This is a genomic window from Gordonia phthalatica, assembly GCF_001305675.1.
GTDB lineage: Bacteria > Actinomycetota > Actinomycetes > Mycobacteriales > Mycobacteriaceae > Gordonia > Gordonia phthalatica.
Genome location: NZ_CP011853.1, coordinates 3,238,874 through 3,251,042, shown reverse-complemented (window position 1 = coordinate 3,251,042; position 12,169 = coordinate 3,238,874). Strand labels below are relative to the sequence as shown.

Below are 12,169 nucleotides of genomic sequence, written 5' to 3'. Positions count from 1 at the left end.
TTTCTGCGAAGGGCGCCCGCTCTACGCGTTGGTAGTGCGAGCTCAGTCCGCTGACACCGGTTCATCGGTGGGCGGTGTCGACGACACCGACATCAGCAGTTCCCGCACGGCCATCGCGCGTCGATGCGAACTGCCTTCCAGTGCGTCCAGCGCGCACTCGGGGTCGGCAGGCGGACCCAGGTGGGTGCAGCCGCGCGGGCAGTCGTCGATCGCGTCGCGGAGGTCGTCGAAGGCGTCGACGATCTGATCCGGCGTCACGTGTGCGAGACCGAACGAGCGGATGCCGGGGGTGTCGACCACCCAGCCGCGCGGGGGAGCGTCCGCGGTGCTGCCGGGGAGGGGGAGGGCCACCGACTGCGTCGACGTGTGCCTGCCCTTGCCCACGCCGGAGACCACTCCGGTGGCGCGATCCGCGTCGGGGACCAGGCGATTCACCAGCGTCGACTTCCCGACGCCGCTGTGCCCGATGAGCGCGGTGATGCGTCCGTCGAGGACCGTCCACAGTTCGTCGAGGTCGTCGTCCCGGCCGGCGGTGACGACCGGAAGATCGAGGTCGGCGAAGTTCGCGGCGAACTCGTCTGGTGCGGTGAGATCGGACTTCGTCAGGCACAGGACCGGCTCGAGTCCGCCTGCGTACGCGGCGGCGAGAGCGCGTTCGACGAACCCGGTGCGCGGCGGCGGATCGGCGAGTGCCGTCACGATCAACAGGCGATCGGCGTTCGCGACGACGATCCGCTCGTAGGGGTCGTTGTCGTCGGCGGTTCTGCGGAGGACGGTGGTGCGGTCCTCCACCCGCACGATGCGGGCCAGGGTGTCGGGCCTGCCGGACAGGTCGCCGACGACGCCGACGCGGTCGCCGACCACGATCGGGGTGCGCCCGAGTTCCCGAGCGCGCATGGTGACGATGCGCCGGTCGGGGTCGCCGTCGAGCACGCAACCCCACCGCCCGCGATCCACCGAGACGACCATCGCGGTCTCGGCGTCGTCGTGCGACGGCCGGTTCTTGGTGCGCGGCCGACTGCCTTTGCCCGGACGGATCCGCACATCCGATTCGTCGTACGACCGGCGTGCGTTCCGTGCGGTGTTGCGGCTCAAGATGCGGTACCCGCCATCGCTTCCCACATGGCGACGAAGTCGGGCATGGTTTTCGCGGTGGTCTGCACGTTCTCCACCTGCATTCCGTTCACGCGGAGGCCGAGGATCGCGCCCGCGGTGGCCATCCGGTGGTCGGCGTAGCTCTGCCAGACGTCGGCGTGGAGAGTGCCGCCGCCGATGATGACGAGACCGTCGTCCGTCTCGCGGCAGTCGCCGCCGACGCGGTTGATCTCGGTGCTCAGCGCCTTCAGTCGATCGGTCTCGTGGCCGCGCAGGTGTGCGATCCCGCGCAGCGTCGAGGTGCCGTCGGCGAGGGCGCAGAGTGCGGCGATGGTGGGCGTCAGCTCGCCGATGTCGTGCAGGTCGGCGTCGACCGGCGCCAGCGACTCAGGCCCCCGGACCGTCAACAGGCCGTCGGCGGAGTGGTCGACGGCGGCGCCCATCTGCTGCAGGACGTCCACGATCGCGGCGCCGGGCTGCGTGGTGGTGACGGGCCAGCGTGGAACGCTCACGCGCCCGGCGGTCGCTGCCGCGGCGGCGAGGAAGACAGACGCATTCGAGAGGTCGGGTTCGATGGCCCAGTCCACGGCGCGGACGGTGGTGGGTGCCACGGTCCATCGGGTGGCGTCCCGGTCGAATTCCACTGCGACGCCCGCGGTCTGGAGCATCTCGATGGTCATGTCGATGTGCGGCATCGACGGCACGGGCGGGCCGACATGGGTGATCTGGACGCCGTTCGTGAAGCGCGCGGCCGAGAGCAGCAGGCCCGAGACGAACTGCGACGACGCGGAGGCGTCGATGGTGACCTCGCCGCCGCGGACCGATCCGGTGCCGTGGACGACGAAGGGGAGGCCGTCGCCGTCGATGTCGACGCCGAGCGCGCGGAGGGCGTCGAGGACCGTGTCCAGGGGACGGCTGCGGGCCTGCTCGTCGCCGTCGAACGCGATGTCGCCGGAGGCGAGGGCGCCGACCGCGGGGAGGAACCGCATCACGGTGCCCGCGAGGCCGCAGTCGACGGTGCCGGCGTGGAGCGGATCGGGGGTCACGGTGACGGTCGTGGGGTCGGTGGCGTCGTACGCGATGCCGGTGCCCATGGCGGCGAGGCCGTCGAGCATGAGGTCGGTGTCGCGGGAGCGCAGGGTGCCGGTGATGCGCGACGGTCCGTCGGCCAGTGCGGCCAGGATGAGGGCGCGGTTGGTGATGGACTTGGAACCGGGGAGGTCGACGGTGGCGTCGATGGGGCTGGCGGGGAACGGTGCGACCCAGTTGCTCATGTCCCTCAGTCTCTCACGGCGTCATTTCCGCACGTCACGGCGCAGCGGATGGTCGGCTGGGATCTCGACGACGATCAGCTTCCGGCCGTCCGGGTCGACGATGGTCATTTCGATCAGACCCCACGGCTTGATCTCCGGGGCGGCGAGGATCCGGACGTCCTTCGCCGCCAGGTCCCGGTGGACGGCGGCGACGTCGCGAACCTGGAGCCACAGGATGTCGGCGGCGTGCGCGGGGGCGTCGGCGGAGAGATGCGCGGGGATCTCCAGGAAGCCTGCGCCGGCGTGGAAGACGGTCCCGCCCGGGTACTCGCGGGCCACGGCCAGGCCGAGGCGGTCGCGGTAGAACTCGGTCAGGGCGGCGGGATCGGACGAGATCAGCAGGGTTCGGCTCGAGAGGATCTCCATGCCGTCCACCGTATCGTTGCGCGACTACGCTCGTCCCATGGCGAAGGTTCAGACGAGTGCCGGGATTCTGCTGTATCGACGAGGAGCGGAGGGCCTGGAGGTCCTGCTGGTCCATCCCGGCGGCCCGTTCTTCGCGCGCAAGGACGACGGTGCGTGGTCCATTCCGAAGGGCCTGCTGGATCCGGACGAGGATCGTTTGACGGCCGCCCGACGCGAATTCGCCGAGGAGACGGGACATTCCGCTCCCGGCGGCGACGCCCTCGAGTTGGGGGAGGTGCGACTGAAGAGCGGCAAGCGCGTGGTGGGGTTCGCGCTGGAGGGTGACCTCGACGCGGCCTCCATCGTCAGCAACACCTTCGAGATGGCGTGGCCGCCGCGGTCGGGGAGGATGCAGTCGTTCCCGGAGGTCGACCGCGGCGAGTGGTTCCCGCTCGACGCCGCCCGCGTGAAGCTGAACGCCGCGCAGGTCGCGTTTCTCGATCGGCTCGTCCCCCACGTCACCTCACGCTGATTGAGTCGCTGAGTGGTCGCGGTGGACGCTCGTGCCGACTGAGCGGGGTACACCCTCACGCGGATTGAGCGGGGTACACCCTCACGCCGATTGAGCGGGCACATCCTCACGCGGATTGAGCCGACGCTCGCGCTAGCGAGTGGCGTGTCGAAATCGCCGATGGGCTGGGACATCCGCAGTCGAAAGCCCGAAATGTCGGCGGCACGGGCCACTTCCGGGGCGTGGGAGCTGGAGGGGTGGCCGGTGGGTGTTCGACGGCGAATCGGGTCCCGCCGTCGTCCGCGAGGGGCGGTCGACGGCGGGGTCTGCATGATCAGTCGCCGCGTCAGATCCGGTCGAGGAGCTCTCCGAGTCGATCGATCGCGAGGGTCAGGTCTTCCTCGGACGCGGCGTAACTGAGGCGGACGAACTGCTCGGCGCCGGCCGTCCCGAAGTCCTTCCCCGGGGTGAGTGCGACGTGCGCCTGCTGCAGTGCGGTCTCGCAGAACTCGGTGGACGTCAGACCGGTCCCGCTGACGTCCACGTAGACGTAGAAGGCGCCGTCCGGTGCCACCGGGACGTCGAGGCCGATCCGCTGCAGGCCGTCGAGCACCAGCTTTCGGCGGTGTCGGAACTGTGCGCGACGGTCCTCGGCGACGGCGAGCGTCTCCGACTCGAAGCAGGTGAGCGCTGCGATCTGCGACGGCGTCGGCGGGCAGATGTAGTAGTTCTGCGCCAGCCGCTCGGCCACCGGGATCATCTCCTCGGGGACGATCGCCCAGCCGAGGCGCCACCCGGTCATGCCGAAGTATTTGGAGAAGCTGTTGATGACGATGGCGCCGGGATCGACGGCGGCGATACTGCGCGGCGGCCCGTCCGGACCGTCGTCGGCCAGGCCGAGGTAGATCTCGTCGACAATGCGCCAGCCGCCGCGGTCGGCGACGACGTCGCACAGGTCGACGAGCTCGTCGTACGGCAGCGAAGTGCCGGTGGGATTCGACGGCGTCGCGACCATCACGCCGCGGGTGTCGTCCGACCACGCGTCGGCGACGCCGGCGGCGTCGAGTTGGAACCGCGACGCCGGGGTGGTCTCGAGCAGTCGCACGCGGCCGCCGAAGCTCTCGGCGAAGCGGCGGTTGCACGGGTACGACGGGTCGGCGACGAGGACCTCGTCGCCCGGATCGATCAGTGCGGCGCAGGAGAGCAGCAGTGCTGCCGAAGCGCCGGTCGTGACGACGACGCGCTCGGGCGCCACCTCCGCACCGAACTTGTCGGCGGTGAAATTCGCGATCGCGGCACGCAACTCGTCGAGGCCGAGCGCGCCGGTGTAGGCGAGCGACCGTCCGTCGCTGATCCGCTGCACCTCGCGAAGGAAGGCCGGCGGGGCGCCGAAGTCGGGCTCACCGATGTTCAGCTTCACCACGTGCACGCCGGATGCTTCGAGCGCGGCCGCGTGCTTGCCGAACTCCATGGCGTAGAACGGCGTCACCGCTTCGGCGCGTTGCGAGAACTTCATGGCCCAACCCTATGCGGCGCACCGCGCGCGACGACCGGGAGTGGGGCGGTCACCGAGTGTGACGGGAAGTCGGGTGGGGGAGCACCCTGAGCTTTCCCCGATTTCCCTGGTCAGCGCGTGACTTTCCACGGCAGAACAGTCACGGTGGAGTCATGAGTACACAGCTTGAACCCCACAAGTCCAGCGGCACGTCCATCTGGAAGGTCGTGCTGATTGTCATCGCCGTCCTGATCGGACTGTCGATCATCGGCCCGCTCCTGAAGGCGGCCTTCTGGCTGGTGCTGATCGGTCTCGCGATCGTCGGCGCCGGTGCACTGTTCTTCAGCGGCAAGAAATCCTGACCGGGGTCTACTTCGGCTCGAAGACCAGCTTGCCGCGCGGATGCGAACCGGCGAGCTCGGTGAAGGCCTCACCCGCATCGTCGAAGGAGAACGTGCGGGCGATCTCCACACCGATCCGACCGGCGGCGGCGTCGGCCAGCAACGGCTCGACGGCCTCGCGACGGTGATGCCGGCTCTGCTCGCTGCTGCCGTCGACGATCACGATGCCGTCGTCGACGCGACCCCACGCGGCGATGCTGACGATCCGGTGCGGTGCGACCAGTTCCAGGGAGACGTCGATCGCCTCGTCGGTGCCGACCGTGTCGACGACCGCAGTGATCCGCTGCTCTCCGCGTGCCTCGTCGATCGCCGCCGCGAGACCCACGCCGTACGCGACGGGGATCGCGCCGAGCTCACGCAGATGCTCGTGGTTGCGCGGTGAAGCCGTCGCGATCACGGTGGCACCGGCGGCCAGCGCCTCGGTGACGACGATCGACCCGACGGCACCAGCGCCGCCGTGCACCAGCACCACGTCGTCGCTCGAGACGCGCAGCGTCGCCAGGGTGTCGACGGCGGTGACGCCCGCCAGCAGCAGGGATGCGGCCTCCGCAAAACCGAGGCCCGCGGGCTTGAAGTGGACATTGGCGGCCGGTGAGAGAACGTATTCGGCCAGGGCGGCCGTCGCCGGATAGACCACCACCTCGTCGCCCGCGACGAATCCCGAGTCGGTGCCCGCAGCGTGCACCACGCCCGCGGCCTCGGCGCCGGGGGAGATCGGCAGCTTGTCAGAGTTCCGACCCATCACACCGCTGACCACCTTCACGTCGAACGGGTTCAGGCCCGCGGCCCGGACCTGCACCACCACCTGGTCGCGCCCGGGCGTCGGGACGCGGACGTCCGCGACCTCCAGCACCTCGGTCGGGTCCCCGTATGCGGCGGCGATGATCTTCTTGGCCATGTGTTCTTCCACCGATCCTCTGCGTGCGACGTGTGATCTTCTTCTGCCGACGCCCATCATGCCAACATTCGCCGGACCTGCTCGGGCGAAGCCTGTTCACCCTCACCCTCGCGCGTTACTGTGTACCAAAGGTCACAGTAATCAGAGTCGGAACGGAGTCGGCGATGAGCGATCGGCAGTTGGACCACGAAGCGGTGATCGTCGGCGCGGGCTTCGGCGGCATGGGTGCGGCGATCGAGTTCACCCGGCTCGGGATCGAGGACTTCCTGATCCTCGAACGCGAGGACGACCTGGGCGGCACCTGGCACGTCAACCACTACCCGGGCCTCGCTGTCGACATCGCGTCGGTCACCTACTCGTACTCCTTCGAACCGAACCCGTACTGGTCCCGACTGTTCGCGCCCGGCGCCGAGCTGAAGCAGTACGCCGGCCACATCGCCGACAAGTACGACCTCCGCAGGCGCATGGAGTTCGGCGTCATCGTCGAACGCGCGGAATGGGATGACGACGGCGAGTTCTGGACGGTCCGCGCCCGCGGCGGCCGGGAGATCACCGCGCGCTACCTGGTCACCGCGACCGGCTTCCTGTCCCAGCCGTACACGCCGAACTTCCCGGGCATCGACACCTTCGCCGGCGACATCATCCACACCACCGACTGGCGCGACGGCTACGACTTCGGCGGACGTCGGGCCGCGGTCATCGGCACCGGCGCGACAGCGGTCCAGCTGATTCCCGAGATCGCGCGGCGTGCGCGGTCGCTGACGGTGTTCCAGCGGACCGCGATCTGGGTGGTGCCCAAGGTGGACTTCCCGATCCCGCGACCGGTGCAGCGGCTGTTCGCGGCCGTGCCGCTGGCACAGAAGGCCGCGCGAGTGGTCAACACCTCGATGCTGGAGGCGCTGATGGTGACCGGCGTCCTGCACTACAAGCAGGCCAAGCCCGGCAACCAGTTGGCGGCGCTGCTCGCCAAGGCGCACATGCGGCTGCAGGTGCGCGACAAGCAGACCCGCAAGGACCTAACCCCGGACTACGACTTCGGCTGCAAGCGACCCACGTTCTCGAACACGTACTTCCGGGTCTTCAATCAGCAGAACGTGGCACTGGAGACCGGGACCATCGACCACATCGACGCCGACGGGATCGTCACCGAGGACGGCACCAAGGTCCTCGCGGACACCCTCGTGCTCGCCACCGGCTTCAACCTGTGGGACGTCAACTTCCCGGCCTTCCAAATCATCGGGCGCGACGGCCGCGACCTGGGGAAGTGGTGGCGCGACGGTCGGTTCCAGGCCTACGAGGGCATCACCGTGCCCAAGTTCCCGAACTTCCTGACGTTGAACAGCCCGTATTCGTACAGCGGGCTGTCGTACTTCACCACCATCGAAGGGCAGATGAAGCACATCGGCCGGCTGTTCGGCGAGATGCGCCGTCGCGGCACCCAGCGGTTCGAAGTCACCGAGAAGGCGAACGCCGAGTTCCTCGATCGGGCCACGAAGAACTTGGCGTCGTCGGTCTTCTACGCGGGCAACTGTGCGACGTCGCGCAGCTACTACTTCAACCAGCACGGAGAGGCGACGCTGCTGCGTCCCAACTCCACCCTGTCCACGCTGCGAGAGCAGGGGAGCTTCCCGCTCGAGGACTACGAGTACGCGTAGGCCGCGAGCGGGACCCCGGAGGTCGCGGCGGAACTACCTGCCGTGGCGGGCGTTGTACTCGTCGCGTGCCGCGTCGGCGCGCTGGATCTGCACCTTGTTGAGGAGCTTGGGATCCAATCCGTTATTCACCAGCAGGTGCTTGCGGTACACGCTGCTCAGTGCGATCTGGAAGTACAGGAACGGGATCAGCAGCAGCACGATCATGCCGACCCGCATGTACGGGGTACCGGGGATCAGCAGGAAGATGATGAACAGGGGGATCACCGGGATGATGCCGCGGATGAAGTAGCGGCGGACATGACCGGGGCCGGTCAGGTCCTCCTTGACCCACTCACGCATCGACTCGGGCAGCGGGCGGCCGAGAAGGTAACCGGTTTTCTGGAACAGTCCAGGGCGATCTGCACTCATAAACAAGAACTATCCCATGTTAATTGCCGGTTCCAGAAGGTCTGGACCATTGTTTGCGACGCGATTCACTAAAGGGGTCACTTCGCGGATCTCGATCGCCTCCGCCAGGACCGGGTCCGGCGGGGCGAGGAGGGCCGGATCGACGGTGTGATCGGGATCCAACCAGGCGTCCCAGTACTCGACCGGCATGATCAACGGCATCCGGTGATGGACGTCCTGGAGCGGTCCGACCGCGTCGGTCGTGATGATCGTGGTGCTCGACAGCCACTGCGAGTCGTCGCCCGCGGCCCGCGCCTCCGGCGGCCGCCACGCCGCCCACAGGCCGCCCATGAAGAGCCGGGTGCCGTCCTTCGGCGACATGTAGAACGGGATCTTGGTGGGTTTGCCGTTCGGTCCGGGCGGGCCCGGCTTCCATTCGAACCAGCCGTCCATCGGGATCAGACAGCGTTTGCCCGGCAGGGACTTCCGGAAGGCAGGCTTCTCCGCGAGGGTCTCGGCGCGGGCGTTGAACAGCAGCGGACCCTTGCCGAGCTCCTTGGTCCACGACGGGACCAGACCCCAGCGCATCGCGCGGACCCGGCGGGCGGCGACGTCCTCGGGGCTGCCGTGCTCGTGCCGCTGCACGACCGTCATGACGGTGGTCGTCGGTGCGACATTGTACGACTCCCGAACCGTCTCCTCGGGGACCTCGTTGATCGCGTCGATCTCGGCGGCCAACTTCGCCGGATCGGTGGTGACTGCATAGCGCCCGCACATGCCTCCATGCTGGCATGTCCGACGGTCCGGGGCGGCATCGCCGGAACAAACCGTCGGGAGGTGTTGTTGACCGAGGCGATGATCAAGAAATCCATCGGGACCGACAGGTCCATTGGGATCGGTACAGAAGGAGGTGACCCGAACGTGCCCACAGCAACGCTGGTTCGCGGTGCGACCGTGACGGGTCGACCGGCGGGCGTCCGCAGTCCGGGTCAGGCACTAGACTTGGTGGAGCACATTTCCAGCGAAGGGAAGTTCGTGTCCTCTGAGAGTCCAGGCCCCACCGAGACCCCCGAGCAGCTCACTGAGCGCTTCGAGCGGGATGCACTGCCGCTCCTCGACCAGATGTACGGCGCCGCCCTCCGCATGACGCGGAATCCGGCCGACGCGGAGGATCTGGTGCAGGAGACGTACATCAAGGCGTTCTCGGCATTCGCGTCGTTCCGCGAGGGCACCAACCTCAAGGCGTGGCTGTACCGGATCCTGACCAACACCTACATCAACTCGTACCGGAAGAAGCAGCGACAGCCTGCGCAGTATCCGACCGACGAGATCACCGACTGGCAGCTCGCGGCGACCGCCGAGCACACGTCGACGGGTCTCAAGTCGGCCGAGATCGAGGCCCTCGAGGGCCTGCCGGACGATGAGATCAAGGAGGCGCTGGGCAAGCTGCCGGAGGATTTCCGCATGGCTGTCTACTACGCCGACGTCGAAGGACTGCCGTACAAGGAGATCGCCGAAATCATGAACACACCGATCGGCACCGTCATGTCGCGTCTGCATCGCGGGCGCCGCCAGCTCCGCGACCTGCTGGCCGACGTCGCCCGCGAGCGCGGCTTCGGCCGCACCTCCGAGGTGGCGAAATGAAACCGGGCGACAGCGAATTCGAGAACCTCGACTGTTCGGCGGTCCTCGCCGACATCTATCTCCTGCTCGACAACGAGTGCGACGCCGGTGCCCGTGCCCGGTTGGAGAGCCACGTGAACGGCTGCCCGTCGTGCCTGGAGCACTACGGAGTTCAGCAGCAGCTCAAAGCGCTGATCAGCCGCAAGTGCGGTGGCGAGCACGCGCCGGAGGGGCTGCGTGAGCGGTTGCGCGTCGAGATCCGTCGCACGGTCACGGTGCGGCAGACCACGTATCGCGTCGACCCCGAGTAGGCCTTCAGACGCACATCGGACGACGAAGCGGCCCGGTCCCCCAGGGGATCGGGCCGCTTCGCGGTCGAGCCGAGTGCGACTCGGACTCAGGCGTTAGGACGCTTGCCGTGGTTGGCTGCGTTCTTCTTGCGGCTGCGCCGCTTACGTCCGCGCTTGCTCATGACGGACCTCCTTCAGTCTGTGCTCCAGTGCGTCGACCAGTATTTCACGGCGGGGCGGCCTGACGTTAATCAGCGTGACTCACCCCCGTGCCGAGCGCGCGCTCGGTTACGATGTGTCCCATGGCGGAAGACGTGGTCAATGAAATCGTTGCGACTGTTCTCGAGGTCTCGGCAGAGGCAGGGCAGCGTGTCGAGACGGGTGACACCCTGGTGCTGCTCGAGTCGATGAAGATGGAGATCCCGGTGCTCGCCGAGGACCCGGGCGTGCTGGCCGAAGTGAAGGTCAAGGTCGGCGATGTGATCCAGGCCGGCGACATCATCGCCACCTACAAGCAGGACTAGACGGCGTGCCCGAGGTCGGGGGAGTCGGCGGCGCATGGCGACCCTGACCGATCTGCTCGCCGAGCACACCACCCTGTCGGCGCCCGCTGCCGAACACCTGCAGCGGCTGGTGGCAGAGTGGCAACTCCTCGCCGACCTGTCGTTCGCGGACTACCTGCTGGCGGTCCCGGGCACCTCGGGCGCCATCGTCTACGTGGCTCAGGTGCGGCCGAACACGGCGTCGACGGTGTTCCCGCGCGACGAGGTGGGGCACCGCGTCGATCAGCCTGCCAGCGTGCAGGGAGCGAACCCGCTGATGGCGGCGGCCCTGAGGTCCGGCGTCATCGAACGCGAGGGTATCGCGAGCCGATTCGGCAATTTCCTGATCGAGCGCGTCGCTGTGCCCGTGTCGTTCGACGGGCAGGTGATCGCGGTCCTCGGACGTGCGGGCGACGCCTCCGATCCGCGGCCGCCGTCCCCACTGGAATCGGCCTATCGAGACGCCTCGGAGGCGCTCTGCCGCATGGTGGTGGAGGGGACCTTCCCGCTCGACGAGGCCAACACCCTCGGGCTGTCCACACCGCGTGCCGGTGACGGCTTCATCCGCATCGCGGCCGGCGGTGCCGTGTCCTTCGCGAGTCCGAACGCCCTGTCCGCCGTGCACCGCATGGGGTGGACCACCGACCTGGGCGGCTCACAGGTCGCCGAGGTGCTGGCAGCCCTGCTGACCGATCCCTTCGAGTCCGCAGACGCCGGCGCCATGATCGCGGCTGCGGCAGGAACCACCGGTGACGGCGCACTGCCTCCGCCGGACATGGCGCTGCGCATGGAGCTCGACGCGCGCCGCGCCACGGTGCTGTTGCGCACCGTGCCGCTGCGGTCGGCGGGGCAGTCCCGCGGCGCCATCCTGCTGATCCGCGACGTGACCGAGGTACGTCGCCGCGACCTCGCGCTCATCAGCAAGGACGCGACGATCCGGGAGATCCACCACCGCGTCAAGAACAACCTCCAGAGCGTCTCCGCGCTCCTGAGGCTCCAGGCTCGACGGTCGGGCAACGCCGACACCATCGCGGCGCTCAACGAGGCCGTGCGTCGGGTCTCGTCCATCGCCCTGGTGCACGAGATGCTCTCGGGCAGCGTCGACGAGGAGGTGGACCTCGACGCGGTCGTCGACCGACTGGCGTCGTCGCTCGTGGACGTGTGGCTGCCCGACGGCGGCACCCGCGTCACCGTGCGCCGCGACAGCAGGCTGGGCGTGCTGCCCGCCGACCTCGCGATGCCGCTGGTGATGGTGCTGACCGAGGTCATCCAGAACTCCATCGAGCACGGCTTCACGCCCGGGCAGGAGGGCGCCGAGATCGTGATCGGCGCTCAGCGCGACGTCCGCGACCTGCGGGTCACGGTCACCGACAACGGGCAGGGGCTGCCCGCGGGCTTCGACCTGAGCACGTCGAATCATCTCGGGCTGCAGATCGTCAACACCCTGGTGTCCAACGACCTCGACGGGACCATCGCCCTGGTGGAGGCGCCGAGCGGTGTCGGCACCCTGGCGCAGGTCGACATCCCGCTGCGCTGACGGCCACCGGTCGCTGCGCCGGCGGCCCCGGACAAGACGAGAGCCCCGACAAGACGAGAGCCCCGGCCGAATGGCCG

15 protein-coding genes are annotated in these 12,169 nt (G+C 68.5%); 7 read left to right on the top strand and 8 right to left on the bottom strand.

The features are described 5' to 3' along the window. Window positions 1-42 precede the first annotated feature (42 nt). From rsgA to ACH46_RS15205, 3 genes are read right to left on the bottom strand one after another with little or no spacing between them, the layout of a single operon-like run. Complete coding sequence (rsgA, locus tag ACH46_RS15215; protein WP_062395511.1) at window positions 43-1,095, bottom strand: ribosome small subunit-dependent GTPase A; 1,053 nt, start codon at window positions 1,093-1,095, stop codon at window positions 43-45. Then, window positions 1,092-2,369, bottom strand: coding sequence for a 3-phosphoshikimate 1-carboxyvinyltransferase (aroA, locus tag ACH46_RS15210; RefSeq protein WP_062393665.1), 1,278 nt, complete (start codon window positions 2,367-2,369; stop codon window positions 1,092-1,094). Before aroA ends, rsgA begins: the two co-directional genes overlap by 4 nt. A 21-nt stretch (window positions 2,370-2,390) precedes the next feature. After that, entirely contained in the window at window positions 2,391-2,774 is a 384-nt protein-coding gene (locus ACH46_RS15205; RefSeq protein ID WP_062395508.1) for a VOC family protein, read from the bottom strand. A gap of 37 nt (window positions 2,775-2,811) precedes the next feature. Between ACH46_RS15205 and ACH46_RS15200 the strand changes: the two genes are divergently transcribed. After that, window positions 2,812-3,285 carry an NUDIX hydrolase gene (locus ACH46_RS15200; RefSeq protein ID WP_062395509.1) on the top strand — a complete coding sequence of 158 codons (474 nt, stop codon included), beginning with the start codon at window positions 2,812-2,814 and terminating at the stop codon, window positions 3,283-3,285. Window positions 3,286-3,610: 325 nt separating this feature from the next. Here the strand turns inward: ACH46_RS15200 and ACH46_RS15195 are convergent, their stop codons facing one another. Next, window positions 3,611-4,780, bottom strand: a complete 1,170-nt coding sequence (locus ACH46_RS15195; protein WP_062393664.1) for an aminotransferase class I/II-fold pyridoxal phosphate-dependent enzyme — start codon at window positions 4,778-4,780, stop codon at window positions 3,611-3,613. A gap of 152 nt (window positions 4,781-4,932) precedes the next feature. Between ACH46_RS15195 and ACH46_RS15190 the strand changes: the two genes are divergently transcribed. Next, window positions 4,933-5,121 carry a hypothetical protein gene (locus ACH46_RS15190; RefSeq protein ID WP_062393663.1) on the top strand — a complete coding sequence of 63 codons (189 nt, stop codon included), beginning with the start codon at window positions 4,933-4,935 and terminating at the stop codon, window positions 5,119-5,121. A 7-nt stretch (window positions 5,122-5,128) separates the two neighbouring features. Here ACH46_RS15190 and ACH46_RS15185 read toward each other — a convergent pair whose 3' ends face one another. Next, on the bottom strand, window positions 5,129-6,058 hold the full coding sequence (locus tag ACH46_RS15185; RefSeq protein ID WP_062393662.1) for an NADP-dependent oxidoreductase: 930 nt from the start codon (window positions 6,056-6,058) through the stop codon (window positions 5,129-5,131). 164 nt (window positions 6,059-6,222) lie between these two features. Between ACH46_RS15185 and ACH46_RS15180 the strand changes: the two genes are divergently transcribed. Then, entirely contained in the window at window positions 6,223-7,713 is a 1,491-nt protein-coding gene (locus ACH46_RS15180) for a flavin-containing monooxygenase (protein ID WP_062393661.1), read from the top strand. 33 nt (window positions 7,714-7,746) lie between these two features. Here ACH46_RS15180 and ACH46_RS15175 read toward each other — a convergent pair whose 3' ends face one another. Together ACH46_RS15175 and ACH46_RS15170 are read right to left on the bottom strand one after the other, a co-directional pair. After that, window positions 7,747-8,121: a DUF5313 family protein gene (locus tag ACH46_RS15175; protein WP_062393660.1), complete on the bottom strand. Its 375-nt coding sequence runs from the start codon at window positions 8,119-8,121 to the stop codon at window positions 7,747-7,749. 9 nt (window positions 8,122-8,130) lie between these two features. Continuing rightward, complete coding sequence (locus tag ACH46_RS15170; RefSeq protein ID WP_062393659.1) at window positions 8,131-8,877, bottom strand: SOS response-associated peptidase; 747 nt, start codon at window positions 8,875-8,877, stop codon at window positions 8,131-8,133. A gap of 144 nt (window positions 8,878-9,021) precedes the next feature. On the opposite strand from ACH46_RS15170, the gene ACH46_RS15165 reads away from it, so the two are divergent. Then, a complete protein-coding gene (locus ACH46_RS15165; RefSeq protein WP_120298882.1) occupies window positions 9,022-9,744 on the top strand; it encodes a sigma-70 family RNA polymerase sigma factor in 723 nt (240 codons plus the stop codon). Then, complete coding sequence (gene rsrA, locus ACH46_RS15160) at window positions 9,741-10,034, top strand: mycothiol system anti-sigma-R factor (protein ID WP_062393658.1); 294 nt, start codon at window positions 9,741-9,743, stop codon at window positions 10,032-10,034. The genes ACH46_RS15165 and rsrA overlap by 4 nt, the downstream gene beginning before the upstream one ends. Window positions 10,035-10,120: 86 nt before the next feature. On the opposite strand, the gene ACH46_RS21980 is transcribed toward rsrA, so the two are convergent. Beyond that, on the bottom strand, window positions 10,121-10,195 hold the full coding sequence (locus ACH46_RS21980; protein WP_372434446.1) for a 50S ribosomal protein bL37: 75 nt from the start codon (window positions 10,193-10,195) through the stop codon (window positions 10,121-10,123). 120 nt (window positions 10,196-10,315) lie between these two features. On the opposite strand from ACH46_RS21980, the gene ACH46_RS15155 reads away from it, so the two are divergent. Both ACH46_RS15155 and ACH46_RS15150 read left to right on the top strand, forming a co-directional pair. Then, the gene (locus tag ACH46_RS15155) at window positions 10,316-10,537 is read left to right on the top strand and encodes a biotin/lipoyl-binding carrier protein (protein ID WP_062393657.1); all 222 of its coding nucleotides are present in this window, start codon (window positions 10,316-10,318) and stop codon (window positions 10,535-10,537) included. Window positions 10,538-10,571: 34 nt separating this feature from the next. Next, entirely contained in the window at window positions 10,572-12,092 is a 1,521-nt protein-coding gene (locus tag ACH46_RS15150) for a sensor histidine kinase (protein WP_062393656.1), read from the top strand. The last annotated feature ends 77 nt before the right edge of the window (window positions 12,093-12,169 follow it).